The 25,724-nt window shown below is 54.9% G+C and carries 25 protein-coding genes; 6 read left to right on the forward strand and 19 right to left on the reverse strand.

Annotated elements, in window-relative coordinates:
- Positions 1–25: 25 nt before the first annotated feature.
- The gene (locus ACSSVV_RS15950; RefSeq protein WP_454106541.1) at positions 26–2,857 is read left to right on the forward strand and encodes a M66 family metalloprotease; all 2,832 of its coding nucleotides are present in this window, start codon (positions 26–28) and stop codon (positions 2,855–2,857) included.
- A gap of 50 nt (positions 2,858–2,907) precedes the next feature.
- Here ACSSVV_RS15950 and ACSSVV_RS15955 read toward each other — a convergent pair whose 3' ends face one another.
- The 3 genes from ACSSVV_RS15955 to ACSSVV_RS15965 all read right to left on the reverse strand — a co-directional run bounded on the left by ACSSVV_RS15955 (position 2,908) and on the right by ACSSVV_RS15965 (position 6,871).
- Positions 2,908–5,049: a methyl-accepting chemotaxis protein gene (locus tag ACSSVV_RS15955; RefSeq protein WP_023009173.1), complete on the reverse strand. Its 2,142-nt coding sequence runs from the start codon at positions 5,047–5,049 to the stop codon at positions 2,908–2,910.
- A 226-nt stretch (positions 5,050–5,275) separates the two neighbouring features.
- Entirely contained in the window at positions 5,276–6,130 is an 855-nt protein-coding gene (locus ACSSVV_RS15960; RefSeq protein WP_022991513.1) for a hypothetical protein, read from the reverse strand.
- A gap of 63 nt (positions 6,131–6,193) precedes the next feature.
- Positions 6,194–6,871, reverse strand: coding sequence for an NAD(P)H-binding protein (locus tag ACSSVV_RS15965; protein WP_023011185.1), 678 nt, complete (start codon positions 6,869–6,871; stop codon positions 6,194–6,196).
- A 97-nt stretch (positions 6,872–6,968) separates the two neighbouring features.
- On the opposite strand from ACSSVV_RS15965, the gene arfB reads away from it, so the two are divergent.
- On the forward strand, positions 6,969–7,382 hold the full coding sequence (arfB, locus tag ACSSVV_RS15970) for an alternative ribosome rescue aminoacyl-tRNA hydrolase ArfB (RefSeq protein ID WP_022991515.1): 414 nt from the start codon (positions 6,969–6,971) through the stop codon (positions 7,380–7,382).
- Here the strand turns inward: arfB and ACSSVV_RS15975 are convergent.
- Positions 7,379–8,935, reverse strand: a complete 1,557-nt coding sequence (locus ACSSVV_RS15975) for a BCCT family transporter (RefSeq protein WP_023011186.1) — start codon at positions 8,933–8,935, stop codon at positions 7,379–7,381. The genes arfB and ACSSVV_RS15975 overlap by 4 nt on opposite strands.
- Positions 8,936–9,256: 321 nt before the next feature.
- On the opposite strand from ACSSVV_RS15975, the gene ACSSVV_RS15980 reads away from it, so the two are divergent.
- Positions 9,257–9,835, forward strand: coding sequence for a sterol desaturase family protein (locus ACSSVV_RS15980; RefSeq protein ID WP_022991517.1), 579 nt, complete (start codon positions 9,257–9,259; stop codon positions 9,833–9,835).
- A gap of 190 nt (positions 9,836–10,025) precedes the next feature.
- On the opposite strand, the gene ACSSVV_RS15985 is transcribed toward ACSSVV_RS15980, so the two are convergent.
- Entirely contained in the window at positions 10,026–10,922 is an 897-nt protein-coding gene (locus ACSSVV_RS15985; RefSeq protein WP_454106542.1) for a hypothetical protein, read from the reverse strand.
- A 915-nt stretch (positions 10,923–11,837) separates the two neighbouring features.
- Here ACSSVV_RS15985 and ACSSVV_RS15990 point away from each other — a divergent pair.
- The gene (locus ACSSVV_RS15990; RefSeq protein ID WP_454106543.1) at positions 11,838–12,728 is read left to right on the forward strand and encodes a LysR family transcriptional regulator; all 891 of its coding nucleotides are present in this window, start codon (positions 11,838–11,840) and stop codon (positions 12,726–12,728) included.
- Here the strand turns inward: ACSSVV_RS15990 and ACSSVV_RS15995 are convergent.
- Genes ACSSVV_RS15995 through ACSSVV_RS16020 form a run of 6 tightly spaced genes read right to left on the reverse strand, consistent with a single transcriptional unit; the run spans position 12,710 to position 17,004 of the window.
- A complete protein-coding gene (locus tag ACSSVV_RS15995; RefSeq protein WP_454106544.1) occupies positions 12,710–13,174 on the reverse strand; it encodes a GNAT family N-acetyltransferase in 465 nt (154 codons plus the stop codon). The genes ACSSVV_RS15990 and ACSSVV_RS15995 overlap by 19 nt on opposite strands.
- Complete coding sequence (locus ACSSVV_RS16000) at positions 13,171–13,554, reverse strand: hypothetical protein (RefSeq protein WP_454106545.1); 384 nt, start codon at positions 13,552–13,554, stop codon at positions 13,171–13,173. The genes ACSSVV_RS15995 and ACSSVV_RS16000 overlap by 4 nt, the downstream gene beginning before the upstream one ends.
- Positions 13,551–14,531 (reverse strand): aspartate-semialdehyde dehydrogenase, encoded by a 981-nt coding sequence (locus tag ACSSVV_RS16005; protein ID WP_454106546.1) that lies wholly within the window; start codon positions 14,529–14,531, stop codon positions 13,551–13,553. The genes ACSSVV_RS16000 and ACSSVV_RS16005 overlap by 4 nt, the downstream gene beginning before the upstream one ends.
- Entirely contained in the window at positions 14,528–15,448 is a 921-nt protein-coding gene (gene rarD / locus ACSSVV_RS16010) for an EamA family transporter RarD (RefSeq protein WP_454106547.1), read from the reverse strand. Before rarD ends, ACSSVV_RS16005 begins: the two co-directional genes overlap by 4 nt.
- 48 nt (positions 15,449–15,496) lie before the next feature.
- The gene (locus tag ACSSVV_RS16015) at positions 15,497–16,252 is read right to left on the reverse strand and encodes an iron-containing redox enzyme family protein (RefSeq protein WP_454106548.1); all 756 of its coding nucleotides are present in this window, start codon (positions 16,250–16,252) and stop codon (positions 15,497–15,499) included.
- A 17-nt stretch (positions 16,253–16,269) separates the two neighbouring features.
- The gene (locus tag ACSSVV_RS16020; RefSeq protein WP_454106549.1) at positions 16,270–17,004 is read right to left on the reverse strand and encodes a HalD/BesD family halogenase; all 735 of its coding nucleotides are present in this window, start codon (positions 17,002–17,004) and stop codon (positions 16,270–16,272) included.
- Positions 17,005–17,623: 619 nt separating this feature from the next.
- Between ACSSVV_RS16020 and ACSSVV_RS16025 the strand changes: the two genes are divergently transcribed.
- The gene (locus ACSSVV_RS16025; RefSeq protein WP_011786374.1) at positions 17,624–18,115 is read left to right on the forward strand and encodes a hypothetical protein; all 492 of its coding nucleotides are present in this window, start codon (positions 17,624–17,626) and stop codon (positions 18,113–18,115) included.
- A gap of 16 nt (positions 18,116–18,131) precedes the next feature.
- Here ACSSVV_RS16025 and ACSSVV_RS16030 read toward each other — a convergent pair whose 3' ends face one another.
- On the reverse strand, positions 18,132–19,037 hold the full coding sequence (locus ACSSVV_RS16030) for a DMT family transporter (RefSeq protein WP_454106550.1): 906 nt from the start codon (positions 19,035–19,037) through the stop codon (positions 18,132–18,134).
- A 120-nt stretch (positions 19,038–19,157) separates the two neighbouring features.
- Here ACSSVV_RS16030 and ACSSVV_RS16035 point away from each other — a divergent pair, with 120 nt between their 5' ends.
- Positions 19,158–20,090: a helix-turn-helix domain-containing protein gene (locus ACSSVV_RS16035; protein ID WP_454106551.1), complete on the forward strand. Its 933-nt coding sequence runs from the start codon at positions 19,158–19,160 to the stop codon at positions 20,088–20,090.
- A 21-nt stretch (positions 20,091–20,111) separates the two neighbouring features.
- Here the strand turns inward: ACSSVV_RS16035 and mtgA are convergent, their stop codons facing one another.
- The 7 genes from mtgA to ACSSVV_RS16070 form a co-directional block, all read right to left on the reverse strand.
- Positions 20,112–20,819: a monofunctional biosynthetic peptidoglycan transglycosylase gene (gene mtgA, locus ACSSVV_RS16040; protein ID WP_454106552.1), complete on the reverse strand. Its 708-nt coding sequence runs from the start codon at positions 20,817–20,819 to the stop codon at positions 20,112–20,114.
- Between the two features lie 11 nt (positions 20,820–20,830).
- The gene (locus tag ACSSVV_RS16045) at positions 20,831–21,442 is read right to left on the reverse strand and encodes an amidohydrolase family protein (protein ID WP_454106553.1); all 612 of its coding nucleotides are present in this window, start codon (positions 21,440–21,442) and stop codon (positions 20,831–20,833) included.
- Positions 21,439–21,618: a hypothetical protein gene (locus tag ACSSVV_RS16050; RefSeq protein ID WP_023011197.1), complete on the reverse strand. Its 180-nt coding sequence runs from the start codon at positions 21,616–21,618 to the stop codon at positions 21,439–21,441. Before ACSSVV_RS16050 ends, ACSSVV_RS16045 begins: the two co-directional genes overlap by 4 nt.
- A gap of 77 nt (positions 21,619–21,695) precedes the next feature.
- Complete coding sequence (locus ACSSVV_RS16055; RefSeq protein ID WP_303292885.1) at positions 21,696–23,003, reverse strand: MFS transporter; 1,308 nt, start codon at positions 23,001–23,003, stop codon at positions 21,696–21,698.
- A 17-nt stretch (positions 23,004–23,020) separates the two neighbouring features.
- Entirely contained in the window at positions 23,021–23,509 is a 489-nt protein-coding gene (locus tag ACSSVV_RS16060; RefSeq protein ID WP_227501119.1) for a hypothetical protein, read from the reverse strand.
- Positions 23,510–23,529: 20 nt separating this feature from the next.
- Complete coding sequence (locus ACSSVV_RS16065; RefSeq protein ID WP_011786381.1) at positions 23,530–23,859, reverse strand: DUF883 family protein; 330 nt, start codon at positions 23,857–23,859, stop codon at positions 23,530–23,532.
- Positions 23,860–24,008: 149 nt separating this feature from the next.
- Positions 24,009–25,628 carry a sensor domain-containing diguanylate cyclase gene (locus ACSSVV_RS16070; protein ID WP_303292886.1) on the reverse strand — a complete coding sequence of 540 codons (1,620 nt, stop codon included), beginning with the start codon at positions 25,626–25,628 and terminating at the stop codon, positions 24,009–24,011.
- Positions 25,629–25,724 lie beyond the last annotated feature (96 nt).

Genomic DNA, 25,724 nt, shown 5'->3' on the forward strand with positions numbered 1-25,724 from the left:
ACAGGAAAACTCACAGGGATTCAAGATGTTTTCGAGCAAAACCGTTGTACTTGGATTAACCGGACTATTGCTTGCTGGCTGCGGTAGCAGTTCTTCAGACGGAGGCGATAGGTCCACTTCCACCAGTCGCACCCTTAACCTGCCCAATGCGGTTGCAGCGACAAGCTATGTGTTCCGGGCCGAAATCAACACACTCTCCGGGGATATCACGTATCAGGCCAAACAACTCCCGGAATGGGCCTCCATCGATCCGGCCACTGGCGAAATAACCGGAAACCCTGAGGCTGATGACGTTTCTGCAAAGGTGCCAGTTTCCATCCAGGCAACCAATGGCAAGCAAACCGTCACGCTGTCTGGTTCACTTCAGGTTGAACATACCGCAGCCTACCTGCCAACTGCTGCGCGGGATTTCTACTCACAGGATTTCGAAGGTAATAAAAGAGGACTCAGGAACGACCTCTCCGGCGGCGAACTCAAGGGTGAAGTCCAGTTTGTGCAAACTCACTCGGTCGCTCCAGCCAACAATTTCGAGCGCAATCAGGTTGACGAAACCCAGAGCAAATACATGCCGAGAATCACGGCGCTCAGGGATGCCCTGTTGTTGTTTGTTCCCCAACCTGGCCTCAACCCGACAACCGTTGATGTGGAAGTGAGTCTTCACGGCGAACCGCTCATGACCCTGGCCATGGCACACCCCAATGCTTTGCCTGAATCCGATGTGACCGGTTCCCGGGAAGTTCAGTATTCCACACAGGCCTGGTCGATCCGGCTGCCTTGGGACACGATCAGGAACGGAATGTCCCTTCGCTTTGTTGCCGATCGCGATTCGGACACCTCAGTCTTTGGGGACCTCCCCGCTGGCAATATCGACATTGGCGAAGCCTCTCAGATTGTTTTCCAGAGTATTCGGCTGGGTATGCTTACCGAACCAGGCCAGGAAAACGGACACTACACTCTTCGTGACCCAATCATGGCCGCCACCGACTACTTCCAGACCATGCCTGTATCGCGATTGGTCATGGGCAGCTATGCCGACGCGGTACTTGACCGCGTCATCATCAGATCAGGTGTCATTTACGACAAAGAGGCAGATGGCGCAAGCCAGGCTGAGGGCGGTGTCTATAGCGGCGATATGCGTGAGAATGTGGCCAAGTCACAGGTCAGTGTTGGTATCAACATGGCCAACTTTGGCTATACCAGCAATCACATGAACCAGAGCCACCCCCACGTATTCAAACAGATTACCAACCACCACGCCTGGGGCATGTATCAGAATGGCAGGGTGTCCCACGGGCTGAGCGGCGGTAACGGCATCGGAACGCTCTACGCCACCTGGGGTAACGAGGCCAGTCACGAGTGGGGGCACGCCTACGGGCTGGGGCACTACCCAGGCCAGGGTCTGACCGAGGACGGCCGCTGGGCAGTACACCATGCCGACAGTGGCTGGGGCTACATCGCACACCGGGATCGTATGCGCGCCAACCTGTTCGGTGTGGATGAATCAGGCGCCTACAATTTCAAGCGCGACGCCATGTCTGGCGGTTCAGACGGTGGGCCTTTCTCGGTCTACACGCATTACACCGGCTACTCCGCCCGCATAATCCAGAACGATGTGGCACGGCTACCAGTACCGGATACCAGTTTCCCTTCAGGTTACAAGAAGTGGAACACAACCACGGGGCAGTATGAGAACTTCAGCAGTTCACACCCTGCACCGGTAGAGGTTGGCGTTCCGGTGGCCACTATCCTCGGTGGCTACGATCCCGATGGAACAGCCGCTGTCATTTACCCGGTTTTCCACGGCAACTACGGCAACGTATTTGAACTGTCGAAGCCAGACCTGAGCGCTGGCGGCGACCTTTGCTGGGTGGAAGTCAGCAACGCCGAAGGCAATAAAAAGCAGGTGTCCGTGGCCTCGGACCGACACAATGCCAGCAGTGTCAATCAGCTGCATTTCAATCTGCACGCGGATTTCAGGCCGACCAGCGCCAGCTTGCTCTGTCGTCGGGAGGGCAATATCCAGACCCTGACACAAACAAGCTTTGACGGATCCATACCCGACCTGCCTCCGGTCGGCATAGTAGGCCAGGACATTGGCTATCAACAGCTGCGCGCACGCGAAATAGCCGAGATTGAAGTGTCGTTGATGGCGTTGGATGCCACTCAATTCGCGGTGATGAACGGTGAACTTGCGACGCTGGTTGCAAGCTATACCGATACTGAATTGCGGGATGAATTGTCGACAGAAGCCTGGCAGCGCCTTGAACAACTGAAGGAACAGGACGAGGCAACCCGAGAGATTGCCGTCATTCTCGAACAGGCCCGGCGCGCCAACGTGACAGTGTCGGAAACCCGGAGCCGGCTGCTTCGCGCCCTCACCGAAAACGGCTTGATTGACTCGACCGATGATCTGGTCCCCAGCGGTGACGTCATTCGCGGCAACAACCTGTTCTTCGATAGCAACCTTGATGAAGATGGCTATGTGGCTCTCACGCCGCTGCCTCAGGATCTTGCCAGTACGCCCCGTTGGACCATGGACCTGAAAGGCCGGATCCATCCAACGGCTACCCCCTGGGAATGCCTGACGCCTGTCAACGGCAGACTCGGACTGACTTTATGCCAGGCCGATAATGCCAACCAGCGCTGGCAATACAATGAGGAAAACCAGCAGTTGCGGAATGAGGGAAGCGGTCGTTGCCTGGACTACGCCCACCACAACACCACCCTGATCACCTATGGTTGTACCGGCAGCTGGAACCAGACGTGGTCTGGCGTCTCCGTATCACACAACCGACTGTTGTCCCTGCTGGACGGCGCCCTTTTGGCAGAGGTGTATGAAACGCTTTTGACGAATTGATTCCTGGGCCCACCGATTGGCCGGGGCCGAAGCGCCCCGGCCACTCTCTTTCAGGCATTGCTCACCTGAAACTGACCGGTCAGATTTTTCAGCTTGTTTGCCGACACGTGCGTCATCTCAGAACTTGCGGTCAACCCCGCGATCACCGCGGTCATGAAGCTTACGCTGTCAGCAACGCCACTGGTCTGGGCACTCTGAACAGCGTTAGTTTCCGCAATGCCCGAGATCGCCCGGAAGAGCTTGTCGACCATGTGATGCAGCTCTGCGTTGTCATCCGACGCTGCCCGGGCCTGAGCCAGACGGGTCTCCATTTCTGCCATGCCGTCTTCCATCGTGGTTACGGCGCGCTGAGTTTCTTCCCGCACCCGATACAGGCGCTCATCAATTTCCGTCGTGGCCTGGGCTGTCCTGCTGGCCAGTTGCCGGACCTCGTCGGCGACGACTGCAAATCCTCGCCCTGCCTCACCGGCCCGAGCCGCTTCTATGGCCGCATTGAGCGCTAGCAGATTGGTCTGGGCTGCAATGTCGTTGATCATTTCAGCCGCCTTGCCGATCTCATCCGTGCGTTCACTCGCGGCGCGGATACCCTCGGCCGAACGCACGATAACGTCGCGAATGCTCTCGGTTTCACGGCTGACACGGGCAAACTGATCTTTGGCGCGAGCCACCACATCTTCCATACTTACTCGCATTTCCTGCGCTGTGGTCGAGGCATTTTCGATTTCGTTCTGCTGCAGATCTGCGCCCTTCAGCATCTGCTCTATGTCGTGTACCACCTGCTGAATCTTTTCATCCGCCTGGCGGTTCTGACCCACAAGGTGTTCACTGGCGGAGCGGGATTCACCCGCAAGACTGATGACCTGCCCCACCATGCCGTCGAGGGTATCCAGAAAGCTGTTCATCCAGCGCGCGAGATCCCCGCTCTCATCCCGCTTGGTCTTGCCGACATCGAGACGCTGGCGCAGATTCCCGCCTCCTTCGGCAATGTTTCGTATGACATCCGCAAGTGATGACAGGCTATCTGCCAATGGTTTGGCGGAACTTGCCCGGAAGATGACAAGCCCCAGGAGCGCAACCATCGCGTTCACGGAGGCTTCCAGCCACAGGGGAGCACCGCTTGCCGAAACCGCTACGTTTGCTGCCCAGATAAGCGCCATAAGGACCCCGAGCCGCGCCGTCAGTCGATAGCTGACCGAACGTTTCCGATACACCTCCTCCAGGTCGCCTTCACACATCATGCCCCAACGATCAGGAGACCCGGGTAACTGGAAGGTCACGCCTTTGCCAATCACCGGTATGTGGCGATAGTCGGAATAGCCGGGGTACTTAACGTAGAGGTTTTCACCGCGGGCCATGGTTTCGCGTACCCCTGGGTGCAACTGCCCCGTAGCCGGGTCGGTGAAACGTATTTCGAACTCGGTGTGTTCCCGAATCCGTACTGTACCGAAGCCCGTACGGATTCCGTCTTTGAGGTTGTCACCGTGACTGAAGGTGGCGTCTTCAAACCGCGAGCGCGACAAGGCAACTCCCGGTCTGATCGACGGATCAAACTGACTGTCGATCATGAAAATGTAGTTGTCGCCGGACTCTTCAAAAATGTGCCCGGCTTCGCGCTGAATCAGGTCACTCATGACATCGTTCGGAACCCGGGCACAGACTGCCGCTGCCTGATTGCCAGCGAGAGCGACCGGCTGGTAGAACATCAGCGTGACATCGTCATGAAACCTGGAGGTTGTGGCACCAAGCTGCAAGGTGACCGGATCACTGTAGGGCCCGTGGAGAAACCGCTCTCTCACCCCTCGTTGCACGGCCGCGGGCATGAGACCTGCGGCTCCGGTTCTGCCGGTCACCGTCGAGGCGACAACAGAGCCATCTTCTCTCACAACGAAAAGCTCGGAGATTTCCCGGAGGCGCGTAACGGCCGAATCCAGCACCTCTGAAATGCTATCCTCTTCGCTACCCTCAAGCCGTGCCGCAAGCCCCTCAAGGAAGGCCCACTTGCCATTTGCCCAGTTAATCAGCGCTTCGCGACGGGTTTTCGCGATGCTCTCGAATATCTCTTCATTCGTTGCATATTGCTGGCGGTTCAAAAAACAGGACCATCCCATCCGCAACTTACCTGTGGCCCCAAACCAGGGCAACCAGCCCCGCTCATCGGATGAAAGGTTCATGGAATCACTGCGTAAAGTCATAGCGCGCCTTCCTCAATCGGTACTGCATGCCTGCACTACAACGATGTGGTGCAAACATACCTGCTTTCAGAAGGAAGCTAAGCAAAGAGCGGGCCTGAACCGGCGGACTGGTCAAAACCTGAAGGGAGGTAGCAATTGCCGGATTCAAAGGATGAGAGGGCGCACCATCGGGGTGCGCCAGCAAAAATACGCACCATGGAAGGGCAAGGAGCCCCCCCCCCTGAGCTCAGCGGGTCTTCAGATTCTCCAGAAACTCAGCCATTTCTGCTTGCATGTCGACAACACGTTGCCGCCATTCCGCCTTGTAGGCCGCAAACTCCTCGCTCAATTCGCTCAATTGCAGCTGGGCTTCGGCGGCGGTCGCGGTGCTCTCCGCAAGCGTTTTCAAGTTGGCTTCAGACAACTGCTCCCGCTGGTCTTCAAGCCTGATTACCGTTTCGTTCAAGGTACGTTTGTCCTGCGGCGTTGCAGATGGAGTAGATTCAAGCGCTTCCCGCAGGGATTCAGACAGCTCTTCCAGATGCTGGCTCAGCTGGTCACCGTACTCTTCAGCCAACGCCGACATATCTTCATTCATACTCTGGGCCTGTTGCTGCAACTCCCGCCCCAGCCTCTCAAGCTCTACCGCCATCTCATCGGATTGATTTGCCCAGCGACTCTTGAGATCTTCACCCAGTCTTTCCAGCTGCCCAACAAGACTTCCCCATACCGGGCCCTGTTTCAGGGCATCGCCGGTGCGATAATAATCCACCAGCCAGTCGTCACCTTTACGTACCAGATAGGTTAAGGACTCCGTGGCTTCGTTCCGGCCCTCCAGACCACTCAGGGTGGTGGTTACCCGAGCCAGATTGTCATCAATGACCACACGCCCCCACTCAATGCTCACGTTCTGCCATTGCTGTTCAAAACCATCGAACCCCGCTTCATCGACCAGGGTTGAATAATCTGCGGCCGCTTCAGCATCCTCTTCAAGTACAGCTTGCCAAAATGCTTCGGATACTTCCTGGGGCGATTCCGGGCGACTGCAACCTGTCGCCATGAGTACGGAAAACACCATAAAAGGAACAAGTACATATTTCATTAATCAACCTCATCGATCACCCGGGAACAGTGACCCGGATTTTACATCAGGTGAAGGACAGCATTAGCGACGATTGCCCATCGTTAAGATATCGTCGTACTCCCACACTCTCACCACTGCACCGCCCGAAGTGATTCCGCCAATGGTCTCAAGCTCGTTGACCATGGCCGACGCTACGGCTTCCGCGTCAATCGCCCGATATTTTCTCAGTGGCCCGATCAACGCCCGATTCGCAACCGGCATGACGGCCACACCAAGAGCCTCGGCCGTTCGAGCCTCCTTGCGCTGCCCCAGCAACAGGCTCGGGTGGTAGATCGTAAGATAAGGAAATTTCAGCGCCCGGACATTGTCCTCAAGCTCTCCTTTGACTCGATTGTAGAAAACCGGGGATTGCGAAGATGCTCCGATGGCCGACATCAGAATCAATGCCCGTGCACCGGCGTTACGGGCCATCTGAGCTGCCTTCAATGCATAGTCATGATCGACCTTGCGAAAGGCTTCTCTGGAGCCTGCCTTTTTCAGGGTCGTTCCAAGGCAACAGATCAGGACATCCACCTGGAAAGCGTCAGGCTGAGCCTCCATCGCATCAAAATCCATGAAGCGCTGCTCCAGTTTCGAATTTTCCACGACCATCGGCCGGCGAACCGGAGCGATCACAGTCGATATCTCCGGCTGCTCGAGGAGCTTCTCCACCACCATGCCTCCGGTCAGGCCGGTAGCGCCTAAAACCATCACCTTCATTCGGTGTCTCCCTGTGTTCATCGCTTCTGATTGGTTGCCGGATTGCGTAGGATGATACTCGTAAACATCCGAATCCGAGCTCTCAACACGTGCCACTATGCTGAAATTATCCAATGCCGTCGAACTGGCAGACTGGGAAATCCAGATTACGCAGATACGATCCCAGGGGGCCGGCGGTCAGAATGTGAATAAGGTTGCCTCTGCCGTACACCTCCGGTTCGACGTCCTGCATTCCACCCTGCCGCCGTTTTACAAAGAACGTTTGATGGCATTGTCCGACCAGCGCATCAGTAAAGACGGCGTGATTGTGATCAAGGGGCAGTCTTTCCGCACGTTTGAGCAGAACAAAGAGGACGCGCTGAACCGACTCAAGACTCTCATTCAGGAGGCAGTGAAGCCGCAAAAAGCCCGCCGGCCAACGCGGCCGACGAAATCCTCCCAACGGCGGCGTGTGGATAACAAAACCCGCCGTGGAGAGATCAAATCCCTGAGGGGAAAAGTAAAAACCTAAGCCAGCCCCTGCTCTTTCGCCAGGGCTGATGCGGCCCGGGGACCGGTCCACAAAGAAGGGAGAATAATCAACGACACCGGAATGGCTGTGATAACAATGAACTGTTGCAACACCCCAATCTGACCGGCCCCCATATAGAGAAGAATCGCGGCCATCAGTGCCATGGCGCCACCCCAGAAAACGCGAATCCAGGGTTGCGGCTCGTCATGGCCGGCCCCCACCATCGCAATGGAGTAGCTCATCGAATCTCCGGTTGTCGCCACAAAGATGGTGGTCAGCAACAGGATTGCGGCCGCCATCCAGGTGCCTCCCGGCAGTGCCTGCGCAACCGTCAATGTGGCGACGTCAAACCGGAAATTGTTCAAAGCGTCGGTCAAATCAAACGTGCCGGACAGCTGATGGTATATGCCAGAGCCACCCAGCAACGTGAACCAGATGGTCGTGGCGATGGGTGCCAGTATGGCGACTGCCATGATGGTTTCACGGATGGTTCTACCCCGTGAGATTCTCGATACAAACACTGCCATCAAGGGGGTATAGCCAATAAACCAGGCAAAGAAAAACACCGTCCACCACTTCATCCACCAATCGGGCGCCGTCTGTGCTGTCATGGTCGCCATGGAAAAAAACGAGCCCAGATATTCGCCCATGGATTGCAGGTAGACATCCGTAAGGAATAGCGTGGGGCCAAACACAAAAATAACGCCGGCAATAATCAGCGCCAGGATGACGTTGAAACGACTGAGCAGCTGGATACCCCGATGCAGCCCGGTCATTGCGGATGTCATGTATACCCCTGCCAGCACAGCCAGAACCATGAGCTGAGTACCGTAGCCATCGGAGACACCGAACAGCTCATGCAATCCAAAGCTCATTTGTGTCGCCAGAAAGCCGATCGGGCCCACGGTGCCGGCAACCACTGCGATCACGCAGGCGGCATCCACCACTCCACCCAGGCGCCCGCTGACAACACGCTCGCCTAGCACGGGATAAAGCAGCGTCCGTGGCTGCAGTGGCTGCCCTTGTGAGTAGTGCGCGCGCGAGAGCACGATGGCCGTTAGTGAGCCAAGCACAGCCCAGGCTAGAAACCCCCAGTGCATAAATGACTGGGCAAGCGCAGGTGCAACGGCGGCAGGGGACGCGGCCCCGGTGTCGAACGCCGGCGGGGTGACCACAAAATGATAGACCGGCTCACCTGCTGCGAAGAAGACTCCACCACCGGCCAGCAACGTACACATGATCATCGATAGCCAGCGGAACCGGCCAATCTCCGGCTCATCCAGCCCTCCAATCCTGGCCCGACCGGCCCCGCTTACGCCCGTGGCAACCGCCACAAAAAACGTGAGCAGCAGGAGCAGCTGGAAAAAAGAACCAAGATATTTTGCGGTCCACGAAAAACCGTGACCAATCAGGTCAGCCACGTAATCGGCATCGACAACAGAAGCACCAACAAACAGCAGAATAAAGCCAATGGTCAGAACCAGCACAACGGGATCACTGTCGCTCCAGACGCTCTCGCTTGCCTTGGGTTTAGGGATAGTCTCGGCGGTCATTGGGAATGGGTCCTTGCGGCAAAAAGGGCGCGACACTACCGGAACTCTCAAGCGATTGCACCCAACTACGGGGAATTACGAACCTGCACGGCTGCGGATCACTCAGCGGTTTGCCCACAGAATCTGTGGATAACTCTGTGCGAAGTCTCAGGATAGGTTCGCCCGACCCTCGTCATCCCTGGGGCGCCCAATGTTGGAGGCAATTTGATCAGGTTGTCCGATTCCGCCAACGGGGCCTGACAAGCTGACGCAAATGAGCACAGAAATTCGAGGCGGCTATGGCACGATGAAAACTCAGCCACTCTCTGAAAGAGGTGATTCATGATTGGCTTTCCGGTCGCCCTGATTTTTGCCAACGGTGTTGAATGGTATGCCCATAAATACATCCTCCACGGGACACCACGGCCGGGAAAACCCAGATACAGCCCGGTACCGAAGTCTATGAAAAGCCACTGGCAGCATCACAAGATCGTGCGCACCACGGATTACCGCGACGAAGGCTATGAAGAAGGGTTGTCCAACTGGCGCACCCGGAACGAAGTCACCTCCCTGCTTGCGCTCACTGCGGTTACCTCTCTGGCGCTACCGGTAGCCCCGTTTTTTACACTGGGCACCTACTACGCGGCTGGCCGGTACTTCTATGTGCACCGGCGCTCTCACCTGGAACCCGAGTGGGGAAAGAAGGCCATTCCCTGGCATTACGATCACCATATGAACACCAATCAGGACGCCAACTGGTGTGTCACCCGTCCCTGGTTCGACTACATCATGGGAACTCGTATCAAAGCAAATCCGGAGCTTGCCGAGTCCAACCCTTTGGGTATCAACCTGCCCTCGATCATCGAGGCCCCCCTGAACCGGTTTTTGAACAAGTGTTTTCCACAGCTACAGATGAATTAACAGGGCTGATTGGTTTTGCCCACAGAATCTGTGGATAACGTTGTTGGCAACGACAGGATAGGCAGTGCAAAGCGTGCAGTGGCAGGCCCTGGCGGAAAGCGCAGGTAAAATGATCAATCTGAACAGATGCGCGCTTCGCCAGGTTGGGTGGGTGTTGGCACACCCACCAATAGCTTGTTTTTTAGTCGCTTCAGGCGGGAACAGTGGCTTCGATATCGTTGTCTGATTCGGTATCACCTTTGCCCAAAAGAACATCCCGGAACGAAAGATAATACGCGCCCGCAAGAACTGCACCCCAGACAAACGACACGACAATTGTAATCACCGTCATGCCAATAACCGATGCGGTTGAAGCACCAATTGCGAACGTGGGGAACAGTACCAGTTGAGTAACAACCATCGCGTTTACAGCAAAGAAAAGCAGTACAAACAAGTTCTTGAAGCACGCGCGCAGGCTGTTACGAACAGCCTCTAAAGCCCCCTGTCTGGCAACCACAATCAACGGGATTGCATAGAAGAACAACGCACCGAACAGAACCAGCGCGCAAAGCACTGCAATGAACATGAGCAGAATCGAAGCAATACCTGCTGAGGGCCCGAAGCCACCATCCATGAAACCGCCCATGCCATAGCGGCTAACAGATGAAAACGAAAAATCGGCAATACTTGAGATCACGTAGCCAATAACGGACAGTACAATGCCGACGACAATCATCATCACTACCATCAGGAAAGTATGAAGTATCGTGTGCCCGCTGAAGCCGGAAAACACCTGGGTAAACCGGGGAGTCCCCTCGGCTGCGCTGTGGAACAGAGCCACCATACCGGCGTTGAGTAGCAGCGTTACGAAAATGCTGACAATCACCAGCACCACGGTGCCAAAGACACTGCCACCGGAAATCACCTCCATCGCACCATATTGAATCAGCGCCGGAACAAGAAACACCAGCAGATAGGCAAGCAGAATCACGCCCCAGTTACTGCGCAGCAGTCGCACCGCCGCCGAAATCCAGTTCAGTGGTGGGCCGGCCGGAACTTTTCTCGGGATAACAGGGGTGTCATAAGAAGTATCGGTTGGGGTGCTCACAGCAGGAAGTCCTTAATGTGTTTTCCAGGAATGTCGACCATGTAGATGGCCCGTCCAAGGGGGCGGACGTTAACAAAACCTGCCGTTTAGCAATGCCCAATATTGTCCTGCTTCCTTGTAGGACATTGACCATTGAACCAAAAAGCTGGATCACCGTCCCGCAGACCGAAACAGCACATCGTTTCCAATCAAAGCCAACAATGCCCCAACAAAGGCTGGCAAAGTCCATGAATAGCCACTGGCAGCATCACAAGATCGTGCGCACCAACGATTACCGCGATGAAGGCTACGAAGAGCGCCATTCCCTGGCATTATGATCACCATATGAACACCAATCAGGACGCCAACTGATGTGTCACCCGTCCCTGGTTCGACTACATCATGGGGACCCGCATTAAAGCGAACTCGGACCTCGCGGAAAGCAATCGTCTCGGAGTGAAGTTATCCACCTTTGTCGAACAACCTCTGAACCGACCGTTTCATCATCGTTATTGGTAGCGCAACCAAAAAGTGGCCGCGCTTTGTACCCATAAATTGTCCGAACCTAAACCAAAGCGTGCTTTCGCGATGCTCCAAGTTGATGGTTTTTTTACCACCAAAATAAGCGAAATAGAGCGCATTATGATCCTGGCAATCGATCAACTGGCACCAAGAGCCAAGAGGAACTAGTGTTTTGCTATTATCCCCGCCGCCGATCTCTCTATCTTCACTCAGTTATTGGACGCCACGGCAGCCCGTTTTAACGCAGTGAGACTAACCGAAGCATATTCAGGTTGCACTTTTGCCAACCCCATCACGCCATAGAGACCTGTGTTAAATAATGATGAAGAATTAATTACTATTGATTTTTTGCCATTCACTCTCCCTAATACCGAAGGTTCTGTTCGCTCACCGCGTTGAAGGAAGTAGTACCCCATGGATATTGGATCGCTGGAGTCTTTCGTTTTGTTTTCCGAACTTGGCTCGTTCGCCAAAGTTGCAGAGAAGCGATTTCGAACGAATGCCGCGATAAGCGCACAAATGAAGCGGCTCGAGGAACAGTTTGAAGTTCAGCTTTTCCGAAGAGAAGGGCGGAACGTGGTTTTGACTCAAGCCGGCGAGGATTTGTTGCCGTTTGCCCAGTACATGCTAGACCTGAATCGTGAGGCGAAAGAATGCTTGCAGCAGAACAGCAAACCGCTGACGCTTGTGATTGGCTCGCCCAGTGATTACGCCAACGACTTCTTGATGGTGATTCTGAAATATGTCCAAGAGATCGTACCCGACCTCTTGACCAAGCTTGTGGTCAGACCGACGGAAGAACTGAAGACGGCATGGGAGAATAATGAGATTGATATCATGCTGTTCAGCAGTGCTTCGCCGATCGGCGAGGCCTCCGTAATTGGGAAGATCCGAGGAGTCTGGGTAAAATCCCAAGGTGTTACCGTCACCGGCAATCCTTGGCCAGTGGTGCTTTACGATGACTCGTGTTTGTTTAACCGCCACGCCATTCGTGGATTTAAAGAGGCCGAGATTGACTATCGGTTGGTCTCAACCAGCTCTGATACCAACGTGATCCACCACCTGCTTCACAAAAATAGTGTGATCGCGGCGATGGGGGATGCCTGTTTGGCCACGGGATTAGAGCTGGTAACGTCACCACAGTTGCCGCCATTGCCTACCGTCTATCTCATGGTTCGCGTGTCTCCTCGGTTTTCCGAAATTGATCAGGATAATTTGGCTCAGGCGATGCTGGGAATTTTGGACGACAAGATTGCGGCCTACCTGACACCGCGAACGGGTACGAGTCAGAGTGAGATGACGTAATCGATCACTGCGTCCGACTTGTCGGCGCGAATCTTTTGATAAAAGCGTTGAGCGCCAACATTGGTTTTCAGCGCTTGCCAGCGAAGCTCCCGACATGCCAACCCCCCTGCGATAGTTTTCAGCTCATCGAAGACCTTCTCCCCCAGACCGCGTCGGCGGGCGCTCTCCTTCAGGTAAATATCGTCGATGAAGAGAATTGGCTGTGCTCTGGAGGAATTGATGCCGGTGTATCCGGTGACGTAGCCGACGATTTCTCCGTTGAATTTAATAAACCACGCAAGGCCGGGTTCACCCGAGAGAAAATTCTCTCGGATGTCACTTTCCTTGGCACGGACTGGGTGTGACAGCCCGATCGTCTTCGCCATTTCCACGAACAGCTCTTTAAGCAGCCCAGCTTTGTCTGGCTGGACAGTGACCAGCCACAACTTTTGAGTGGCACGGCTCACGCTGAGACCTTTGAGCCCATAAACGTCCCCAAACGTCGTCGAGAGGGCTTGGCCGCTTCCAGCTGCTCAGCCAACCTCTCTCGCAGAGCACTTCGGATTTCCGCTGCATCCTCTCGGTCAAGAATGTAGCACTGCACCTCTTTCACGTCGTAACAACACTGCTCAATACTGAACGTCATCTGATAGAAGAGGCATCCCACGATCTGCACTTCCTTGCGAGCCACCAGTGCTTTGAGGCAGTGATGACGCCCAAACAAGACATCGTCTAGGTGATCGAACGAGATCAGGTTGCGCGAGTTGCCCTTTTGGCACCTTGCGACCAGATCAACGATGGCCTCGATATCAAACGGTGCAACCGTCTTTACATGGACACTGCTCATCGCTCTAACTCCTGCGCAATTCTTACCGCGTTCCATGCCGCGCCTACCCATAGGTTGTCCGCAACGACCCATAACCACAAACCGTTGCGGGCGTCCGGCTCTTGACGGATCCGGCCTACGTAGACGTCTTCTTTGTCCTCGATGGTCCGAGGGGTAGGGAAGTCCTCCGGATTGTGAGCAACCTTGATCCCCTGCCCCACCAGTGCCGCCTTAACTGCGCCCATATCGAACGCCTTGTCAGTCTCGATGTAGGCCGCCACGCTGTGGCCGCGGAAAACCGGGACACGCACCGCCGTGCAAGTCACAAACATGTCCGGCTCGTTCAGAATCTTCCGCGTCTCAAATCGGACTTTTTCCTCTTCAAAGGTAAACCCGTTATCCATGAAGCGATCAATTTGAGGTATCACGTTATGGGCAATGGGACGGCTAAACGGCGAAGAATCCCCAGCGCCCTCTGAATCTACCAGCGAGGCATGAAGGCCATTAACGCCCTCGTTGCCCGCACCGGAGACCGCTTGGTATGTGGACGCAATTACTTTCCGCACACCAAACCGCGCGTGAATCGGCGCAAGAGCACGAACCAGCTGGATCGTCGAGCAGTTCGGGTTGGAAATCAGTTTCTGGCCTTTGTAGGCATACTGATTAATTTCCGGAACGATCAACGGCACAGTATCTTGCATCCGGAATGCGCTCGTATTGTCAATCACGATCGCCCCCTGAGCAGCGGCTTTGGGCGCCCATTCCCGGCTGACGTTTCCACCAGCTGAGAAAAAGGCATATTTCACCTGAGAGAAATCAAACTGCTCGATATCAACGACTTCATAGTCTCCGAACACCGTTTTCAGGACTCTGCCTGCAGAGCGCTTTGAGGCGACGAGATGAAGCTTTTCAAACTTGAACCCCATCTTTTTAAGGACCAGCAGGAACTCAGAGCCAACGGCACCGGTTGCACCTACGATCGCGATCACTGGCTTCATTGTTCACCCGCCGCAAGAGTCTTTCGTGAAAAAACTTTCGCCTGATCCAGCAGATAGATAAGGCTCGCCAGGAACACCAGTGCGAACGTGACTTGATGGTGTTCTGTAAATTCTTCACCAAAGAGGAAAACCGCGAAGATGAAGTTACAGGTCGGCGGAATCAGCTGGAAAAAAGCCAGTGTAATCATCTCTAGGTTTTGCGCGGCGACGGTGTACCACCACAAAGGCAGAACACTTATCAGGCCAACGATCGCTAAAACCGCCCACTGAGTCGTGGTTGTCTCAGCACCAAAGCTCGGACCGCCCTGAAACGCCAGGAAGATGAAATAACCAATGGCAAATGGAAACAGGAATACGCACTCGACCGTCAGTCCCGGCAGAGGCTTGATGGCTACACCCTTTCGGATGGCTGCATAGAGCGAGAAACACATGCCAATGATCAGCGCGATCCAGGGCGTCTGGCCGTAACCTGCGATCAAGTTCAGGATTGCCGTCGCGGTCAGGATGATTGCGAACCACTGGACCATACTGGGCCGCTCTTTGAACACCAGGAAACCGAACATCACGGAGAAGATCGGGCTGATGTAATAGCCGAGCGAAGCTTCCAGAACCATATTATTGGTCACCCCAATGATGTAAGTGAGCCACCAGATACCAGAGATTGCAGCACTACTGGCCAGAACCAGCCGGGCACGCTTGTCCTTCAACAACGCTTTCACGTCAGAGAACGAGGCGTGCTTGGCCATCCCCAGAAGAATCAGAACAAACAGAAGCGAGCCGACCACGCGGACAGCCAGAACATCGACCGAATCGATACCTTTAAGAGGGCTATACCAAAGCGGGTAAGAACCCCATAGCAGGGTAGCCATCAAGGCGAAGACCACGCCCACAGAAATATTGGCTTGATTATTTTGCATATCACATTTCCTTTGGGTGCGATCGCTCGCACCCGTTGATTTTCCCTACTAGGCGCACGCCGCTGCTGTGTCTTTCACGCGCAGCTCAACGTTGTCCCAGAACTTTTCCATCAGCTGCAAGTAATGGGCGATGCCAGACTCGAAACGCTCTCTTCCTTCATCGTCGGTTACGTAGGGACCGAGGATGTTGTATATGGCGTTGCTGTGTCCGATCTCTGCCTCAATATGCAGCTCCCAAAAATGCCGGGTACGAGCATCGTAGCCCTGATTCTTCAGGCCTTCGTTGTAGCGCGAGCACATCGCTGCAGACTGAGTCTCGTCGGCGAACAGAGCACCAAGCGCACGCTCCAGAGGCAGGCTGTTGTAGATTTCCTTTATGCCCTCATTCAGAGCTACCGAAGATTCCAGAGGCTCGTAGGCTTCGATGTCCTCGGAGGTGATATCAAGCATGTTCAGGAATTGCGCGAACATATCACTGTGTGATTTCTGGGTACCCAGCTCATCCGTAGAGTTATGGAGCACCTCGCGAAGGACCGCTTCGTCCCGCGTAATGGTCGAGATGTTCGCCACGTAAAAGGGCAGATACTTGAAGTAGGCGTTCGTCTCCAGATACAGCTGCTTTTCCTGCTCCTTTGACAGAGCATTCTCGCCATACCACGCCAGGAATGGGTGATTGACCGACCGGTGAGCCAGGATCTCTTCCACCTTTTGGTCAAGATACGCTTTCACTGATTCAGACACGCCCGATGATCTCTGCATGACTTTGAAGTCGTTCTCTTGGAAGTCTTTTGCTAATACAGTCATTGATTCAATTCCTTTTGTTAAATGAACGCCGCAACCATGGTTTCGTGCTCGACCTGCTCACGCTTGTCGTTCGCACTCGCCCAGCACGTATTGAGAATGATTCGGGTGGCCTCACCTTTCATCGGGGTGACCCGGTGCAGAGTGGTGTCTGACTTCAGGAAATACGCCTGTCCGGTAACGTGGTAATAAGAATGAATGGGGTTATCGACGATGTACTGATCGATCTGAGGGTTTTTCTTATCCCAGGTGGTGTGAGGGATACATTGCAGGACTCCGCCATGCTCAATCGCCGGTGCTTCCAGAATCCAGATCACGGTGTAGGGGTAGTCGCCCCAATGCCAGCCGTGGGTGTCGCCTTCCCGCTCTAGTTTGTTAATCAGGAAATGCTCTTCTTCCCAGCAATCCGCCAGCTCGTCATCGGCGATTCTGCCCAACAATCCCCGCAGCGCGGGAGACTTGTACAGCGCGTTGATGATTGCGCCGTGGTCCCGGATTCCCTGCGCTGTCACATTGCTCATGAAGCGCTTGCTGTATCCGGTTGATGCAACTTTCACGTCGCGGCGGATGCTGTGTTCTTCAAGCAACTGATCAGATTCAGCAATCACTTGGTCGAACAGCTGGGACGGAATGAGCTCCCCAATATCAAACTTTAGATAGCCATTGCGAGAAAACTCCTCGGCACACGTTTTTAGTTTCTGTGCCGGGAAAGCATCTCGATGATGTGTCTCAAGCAGACTTTCAAGATTTTCCATTGCTAATCCCTAAATTGCGTTTAGTGCTTCCTTGTCAGTGTTCAACAAGTGATGATCACTTTATTGATCAGCTAACCGCATTAATAACGACAAATTTTTAGGGATCGACAAATATTTCTTGCCGATTGGATGCTGATATTTGTGATTCAGTTCCTCGTCATTCAATGTCCTTAATAGAATTGCCAAGCATGCGAGACGATCATCTGGCATTCAGCGAATACCAAGCGCGTGGCGCTTTTGGTTCTCTGTGCCGGCGTACTGGCGCCGGTTACCTGAGCGCTGAATTATTGTCGCCCAATCTGAGTGTCCGCTTTGCGACCGTAGCGTTTACTACGCCTTGAAAGCGGCCAAGTTATGGTTTCAATAACCGCCTCCACAACCACCGAAACAATGATCAAACAGCAAAGAGTTTTCCCACAGAATCTGTGGATAACTGTGTTGGCAACCCAAGGATAGCCGGTGTGAACGGCCCAACCACAAGGCCTGGCGATGAGCGGAGGTAAAATAATCAACTCGCCCTTTGCTTCAAGGTTACCGCGCTGTGTGCAACCTGTAATCGCAGCCTTTACGAAATATCCGTAGCCTGTCTCATCACATCCACAGGTCACGGTGAAAACGCATGCTCGACAGGTTGAGAAGTATTCCAGTACGCGGTCTGTTCGCCAGGCTGTTCTCCTGGTTGTTTTTCGGATTGGCCTTCGCTCTTGTGGCAGCAACCATCGTCGATGTCTTTGAACTCCTGAACTCCGATGAGCCCTTGATGCAGGCCATGATTAATGGCGTCAACGGCAGCATTATCGCACTGGCAGTTTACGAACTGGCGATGGTGATCCGCTCGGAATACAGCGGCCGTTCAGAAACTCACGATATAGTGACTATGATGCGCCGCACCCTGCCCCGCTTCATCAGTACCGTTTGCGTGGCCATGTCGCTTGAGGGACTGATCATGATCATCAAATACAGCCAGCTTGATTTGGCGGGGAATCTCGTTTATCCGGTTGCGATTATTGCGAGTACAGCATTGTTGTTGGCCGCACTGGGTGTGTTTTTAAAAATGGCCCCCAAAGAGATCGGTGCGAACGGGTGCGATGAGTCCTGCACGACAAAGTGAGCCCACGGCAGCAGAGTCAGGTCCGTTGCTCTGGAACGCTGGTTGCGCTGACGCTCTGACGCTTGCCGGGACGAAACAACACATAGTTTCCCAATATGGCCAGCAGGGCGCCCAGCACAGCCGGCGTCGTCCACTCGAATCCCTCCAGCCAGGTGGAGACCGAAAGAGCGACAACCGGGAACAATACCGCGGCATAGCCTGCCTTGTCCGCGCCCAGCACCTGAATGACGGTGATGTAGCAGTAGAACGCTACAATAGAGCCGGGAACAGCAAGGAACACGGTCGCTCCCCAGAATACTGAGGTGGCAGGCAGCATCCACTCTACCCCCTGGACCAGGCACCACAACCCGAGAATAAGTGCTCCATAAACCATTGCCCAGGCATTGGCCGTAAACAACGGAACCCCTGCTGCCCTCACCTTCACGCTCACCAGGTTGCCCATGGAAAACCAGAAGGTTCCAGCGACCGCAAACAATATGCTCGCGCCAGTGGCATTGCCGAGTTGCAGGTCATGCCAGAACAGCAGCGCGACACCGGTCACACCAAGGGCCACGGCGGGGTAGAGCCTCGCTGTCGGTCTGGTTCGCAACCAGAGCCAACCGTTGAAGGCATTGAACAGTGCCGCCAGAGAAAACACGACCGCCAACAACCCACTGGTCATCGATTCGGCGGCCCGATAGATCAGGAGAAAATTCACGCTATATAGCGTCAGCCCTTGCAAAAAAAGCCAGCCATGCTGGCCAAGCGTCAACCTGCTCAGCCGCCGGGTAACGGCAAGAACCGCAAGTGCAACCACAGAAGCCATCACAAAGCGATAGAACACTGCCAAATCCACAGACGCAGATTCGACCTGCAGTCGAATCGCCGTCCAGGTCAGACCCCATATCAATACAGTCAGTCCATAATGGGCACTAATGGGCATGATTCGAATGCTCCGCATTGAATTGAAAGTTCGGGCGTCAGGTGGTCAGATTATGGAAACGAACGCGCGATAGCTTGTCAGATCCTGCGGAACCATGGATGATTCTTGCGGAGGCCTTCCATGATCGATAATCCAACGACAGCAAACCACTCACCGGTGCAAGACAGACCGGGGCAGCTGGACATTGCCGACAGCCTTCGCACGGCGGGCGTTGCGCCGCAGCGAATGATGAACCTGGAGCATGGAAAAACCCTCGCCCAATGGCAGAACCGCGAGGGTGAGGTTCGCTACGAGCGCCCTCGTCATCACGCCCTGAGCATCTACATCGACAAGGGCCAGCAAGCCCAGCGGATGGTCAACGGAAAGGCGGTCAGCCGCGGCTTTCCCGGCGCCATGTGCCTGTTTCCTGCGGGCAGCCGCTCCATCTGGCAAATCGGCGGGCAATTCGAGTTTTTCCATTTCTATTTCAATGATGTCGATGTCGCTCGATGTGCCAGTCAAACCTGGGATTCCGACCCGGATAAGATTCAACTGAACGAGCGCTACCACCGTGAGGATCCGATCCTGGCCCAGGCAGGTAAACTCCTGGTGCTTAGCGACTGGCAGGCACCCGGCCAGGCAATGGCGATGGATCACCTGGCACAGTGGCTCCTGCTACAGGTGGTCAGCCGACACGCCAGCGTCACCAAAGCACCTCCCGCAGTTACCGGGCAACTGTCCCATCAGTACCGGCGACTGTTACAGGAGCAGATTCATGCGGAACTGGACCGGCCTCTCACACTGTCGGAAATGGCCGGCTGGGTGAATCTCAGCCCCTACCATTTCGCAAGACTGTTCCGGGCCACGTTTGGCTGCGCCCCCTACCAATATGTACAGGAACAACGGCTCATCCGGGCACGCGATCATCTGCGCCAATCAACCACCAAAATCACTGCCATCGCTCTCGCCTGCGGCTTCAACGACGCCAGCCAATTCAGCCGGGCATTCAAAGCCCGGTATGGTATGACACCATCCCAGTGCCGGAGCGAGGCCCACTCATCAAAGAGCCGGTGAACCATAAACAACGGTTTGGCATTACCTGCCAGCGTTGATTTCGGCGAGATACCCCGCCCTCGATAACCGAGCCATCTGCCCCTCAATCCAGGCCACACGTTCCTGGACGTAAGGCGTTGGCGAAAGCACGCTCAACACGTTCGGGTTAGGAAGGACTGCAGCGAGATGTGCAGCCTGGAGTGGCGACAGCACGCCCGCCGGAATTCGGTAGTAGGCGCGGCTGGCTGCCTGTACACCGTAGATGCCCGGTCCGAATTCTGCGATGTTCAGATAGACTTCAAGAATCCGCTGTTTAGGCCAGATCGCATCAATTGCCAGTGCCAGACCCGCCTCGATGGCTTTTCGGACAAAGCTTCGATCATTCCAGAGAAACAGATTCTTGGCCGTTTGCTGCGTGATGGTACTGGCACCTCGCAAGCCCTCTCCAGCCTGATATTCAGAGACCGCCTTATGAACAGCCTTGAAATCAACCCCGTGGTGCTCCGGAAATCGCTGGTCTTCACTGGCGATCACCGCCAGCGCCATCCATTCGGATACCTCAGATATTGACACCCATTCGTGCTGCAAAGGCTCGCGGGCATCACCCATCTGATAACCCAGCATGAAGGCCGAGGTCGGAGGGTTCACGAACCTGAACAGCAGGATAATTGAAAACATCAGCACCAGTGCGGCTACAACTACCCAGAACATCAGCCGCAGTGACTTTCTAGCAAAAGAGGCCTTGGCCATAACCTGATTAATTACCTCGCCGGGATAAACTGTCCATAGCCCATTTCACGACCGAATGACGGCGAGAATTCCTCGTCGTCGACCGCCAGCCGTCCGTTGATCAGAACCGTTTTTACAATGCCGGGATTGCGATTGACCAAACGCTGCAGATCAAAGTTTTCCATCTCGCCCCAGTGCACCTGCTCAAGGTCCTGATTGAACCCCGCCGGATCAATAACCACAACATCGGCGCGGTCCCCTTCACGAATCTTGCCCGCATCCACACCGAACCAGTCGGCCTGATCTCCCGTCAACCGATGTACGGCCTGCTCCATGGTCATGATGGGGTCTCCGTCATTGATAGACTCATGAACGAGCTTGAGCATGCGCAGTGGCAGGTTGTAGAACGCCATATTCCGAATATGGGCGCCGGCATCACTGAAGGTAATCAACGACCGGGGGTCTTTCACCAGGCGTTTGAGTACCTGTTTTCGATGGTTCCCGACGGTGGTGTACCAACGAATATTCCTGCCGAACTCCACCACCAGGTCCAGGAACAGATCGACGACATGCACACCACGGGCCCTGGCCACCTCTTCGAAATTCTTGCCGATCAGGGCTGCATCCGGGCAGTCGATAATCATGGCATCACCCAAAGCCCGGAGGCATCGATCACGCGCTCGGCATCGTCATCAGCAATCGGATCGGCCGTCACACGGACAACCCGGCCATCCTTGATAGCAAGATTGCGGGTAAACGAGAGTGCCCCGGTGCCGTCGAAATAGCGGCCGCCCTTGATGATGAAGTCATATCTGGCCATGGCAAAACGCCCCTTAGGATCTTGTTGTTGTGGGATGGCTATGAATCAGAATAGCCGAAGCTGGGGCAGATACCGTGTCAGTCCTCCGCTTTTCGGGCCTCAGTCGCAGGCACTTTCAGCATCAGCACAAACCCGATCAGCAGGAACAGCAAGATCGTACTCATGCCCCAACGCTGGCTGTCGGTAACCGACGTCACCCAACCCACCAGCAACGGGCCGGCAAACGCGGTTGCCTTCCCGGAAAAGGCGAACAGGCCGAACATCTGAGTCTGCAGATGCGGCGGGGCCACACGGGCCAGATGAGAACGACTGGCCGATTGCAGCGGCCCAACGAAAATGCCCAGAATCATGCCCCATATCCAGAACGCGGTGGCCCCATCTACCACCAGAATCGCGAACGCACTGCAGCCCAGACCCAGCAACGACAGAAGGATGGTGTTGCGGCCGCCCAGGGCATCATCAATCCAGGCAAAGCCCAGCGCGCCCAGCCCGGCAGTGACGTTCAGGGCAATGGCGAACTGCAGCACTTCAGTGGGGCTCATGTTGAACGTGCCGGCTGCATAGACGCCACCGAAGGTAAAAATCGTCGCCAGGCCATCGGTGTACAGCATCCTTGCGATCAGAAACCGTACGATGTCCCGGTACTGCCGCACGTGAGCAATGGATTCTTTCAGCTGGACCAGTCCAGCCCGCGTCGCTGCCCCCAGACTCAAACCGGTTGATGGCCGATCCGGGATAAAAAAGAACGCCGGCAACGCAAACACCAGATACCACACCGCTACCAGAACAAAGGTTGCCCGCACATGCTCTGCGGCGTCTCGATCAAGGTTAAAAAACGTACCGTCCGCTTCAATAAAGCCATAGAGCGCCACCACCAGACTGGCGATACCGCCCACATAACCCAGTCCCCAGGCCCAGCCAGACCACCGTCCGGTACGCTCCGGCCGAGCCAGATCCGGCAACATCGAGTTATAGAAGATGAAAGCGAACTCAGCCCCGAGTGTACCCAACCCCACCCACAGAGCGGCCGTCCAGAACTGACTCTGATCCGGCGTCACCGTCCACAACATGGCCGACGAAACCACACACAGGAGTGTAAAACTGATCAACCAGGGTTTGCGCCGGCCTGACTGATCGGCAATAGCACCGAGAATTGGAGCAAGTATGGCAATCACCACCCCGGCTATACCAACGATGTTGCCCCATGCCCGCGTGCCCGCCACTTCATCCTGAATCACCGAGACGCTGAAATACTGAGCAAAGACGAACGTGAGAATGATCGTGAAGAAGGCGCTGTTGGCCCAGTCATAGAGCGCCCATGACCAGAGTGCGGGCTTATTCTCCCTCGCACCGGGTAGGCTGGACTGTATTGATGATGGTGGCATGTCTTGCTCTTAGTCTGTTACTGCGTTGTTTCAGACTTGCTATCGGAAGGTTGTGAGCCAGAGGTATGCTCGGGGTTAGCAGCACGTTCAGCTTCAGCTTCCTTCATCAAAACCATACCGCCCTGAAGCAACAGAGACTTCAACCGGGGATCTCCCTGTTCGGCAATGCCCAGCACAAAAGCAATGGAGGCCGATTCCAGAGGGTTCTTTCGAATCAGGTTCCGTAAAGATTCTACCGGCGATGACATGCCTGAACTTTCGCCGGCATCGGCCTGTGCGCGAGATTTGGCCGGCCGTGTCATGCGATAGAAAAAAAGCACGAGCAGAAGAATACAGAAAAAACCCGTCATCGCCATCGCACCAGCTTCTCCCACGACAGGAGCCAGGGCCAGCGTGGCGGCGTTGACGAGCATGTAAAAACCGGTAATGAGCAGGGCCACCAGCAAAACCAGCGCCAGCAGTAAACCCAGAACTGCCGCGACTACCTTGCGCAGCGCGCCCTGCAACCAGGCCGAGTCAGGCATCATCAGCGATCCAACAAGCGACCCACCAACAACCCGGCCAGAAACATAAGAACAATACTGAGGAAGGGACGCTCCTCAATTTTGTGTTCCACGTTTTCCACCGCTTTGCCGCTGACATCCTTTGCGCGATCAAGGGCTTCATCGCCCCGCCGCTTTACCTGGTCAAACGCTTCCCGGCTTTCGCGGCGTATCTCGTCTCGGAGATGACTGATGTTGTTCTTCTGGCCTTCAGCGACGCTTCTGGTCAGCTTGGCCATATCTTCCTGAAGACGGCGCAGATCCTCACGTACCTGTTCGTACTCATTTTGTTGACCGGATTTCGCTTCCATCATCTTGCCTCCTTATCAGTATGATTACTGCTATTTCGGCTATGGCTGCGTGTATCCAAAAGCAACCACGGTCACTCCAACTCTAGCACAGGGTTCAAACAACGTGATTAGCGCTTCTTAATGTGCGGGACGCCATTGGAGGATCTCCTCCTTCAAGTGGGTAGGGCCTTGCCTGCCGGACCATCATAGCCACAAACCCGGTTGCGGCCCCCGGCCTTGGCCTCATACAGTGAACGGTCGGCCCGTTTGACCGCCCCCTCCACAGATTCCAGAAGGGGGTTTACCTCAGCCACACCGACACTTACTGTGACTTGAACCACCAACCCATCGCCTCCATCAATGATCATGGCTTCGACAGCGTTCCTGATACGTTCAGCACAGCCAAACGCCTCTGCCAGATCCGCACCCGGCAGGAGAATGACGAATTCCTCGCCACCGAAGCGCGCGACCAGATCCCTGTCCCGGCTGAACTGACGAAATACGGAGGCAACTTCTACCAGAACCAGGTCGCCCACATTGTGGCCATGGGTGTCATTGACCGCTTTGAAATGATCGATATCAATGGCTATAACCGACAACGGCTCACCCGAGGTCCGGGCCTGTTCCAGCACGTACTCTCCCTCCGCCATGAAATACCGGCGATTGAAGAGGCGTGTCAGAGGGTCCGTCGAGGCCTGGCGTTTCAGCTCATCCTGCTTTGACCGGATATCCTCCAACACCTTGATCCTGTAAGAAATAATGAAAGCCAGGGTGAGCGCTTCCAGAACAATACCAATACCGACTCCATGACTATTGATATAGTTCGGTTGAACCAGACCTTTGTAGTACAGGACGGCAAACCCGTTGAACACCACAAAAAAGGTGTGACCAACAAGGAAAAATTTGACCAGAGGGTGCCCCTTCCTGAACAGCGAAATGCTCACGGAGAAGGTCACTACCATCATCAGGGCGGCAAGACTGCTGGCAGGCTTCAGGGCCGTCGCGATATCAAACAGGCCGTAAACAAACGTCACCACCAGCAATGCCAGCATACCCTGAAGCACGCGATGTTCGGTGCGGAAATACTCATGTGTTTCGAAAATGGCCATCATGAACAACAGCAGGAAAATCGGCATGGTTATCAACGAGAGGTTCAGAACAAACACTGCGTCGCCGTAGGCATTGAACGCCTTCGCCACCAAACCGTAAGACAGCGCGATCCAGACCAGGCCTGAAATCAGATAGAGTGAGTAGTAAATGTTTTCCTTCTTGCTGGTGGCGAAATACAAAAGGCCGTTATAGAAGACCAGCGCCAGCATCATCCCCACCATAAGGGCAATATCGAGGTGCCCCCCGGCCAGCGCCCGCCGGGAATTCTCGTCATCGTATACCTTCAACGAGAACCACTGGTGTGAGTATGCGTGACTGCGCACATACACAACCGTCGTTTTCCCGGCTTGCAGTTCGAACGGGTACACCAGTGTTCCCCGATACATGGCAGGGTGGGCGTCAGCCTCATTGAGGTTAACGGAAAGCCGATTGACGACGCGTGAGGAGCGCTCTTCAACAATATCGATTAAACGAACGTGATAAGCCTTGGGAAGGTGCAGAAACAGCGAACGGTCATCAGTACCTGAGTTGTGTAATGAAACCCGATACCAGGTCACCGCCGCCCGGGTACCGAGGGTGGTGGTGTTCTTGGTCTGGTCGAAAGACTCAAGCCGAACGGTTTCATAGTCCATCGTTTGCGATTCATCGATGAAGTATTCGATGGAAAAGTCTGTCAGTTCCACGCTTTTCTCTCCGGACGCAACCGATTCCAGAGCAAGGGAGGGGAGAGAAACAAGCGACAGCATGAATACAACGAGAAGCAAACGGCCAAGCGCCAT

The organism is Marinobacter sp. MBR-105, from assembly GCF_053628895.1.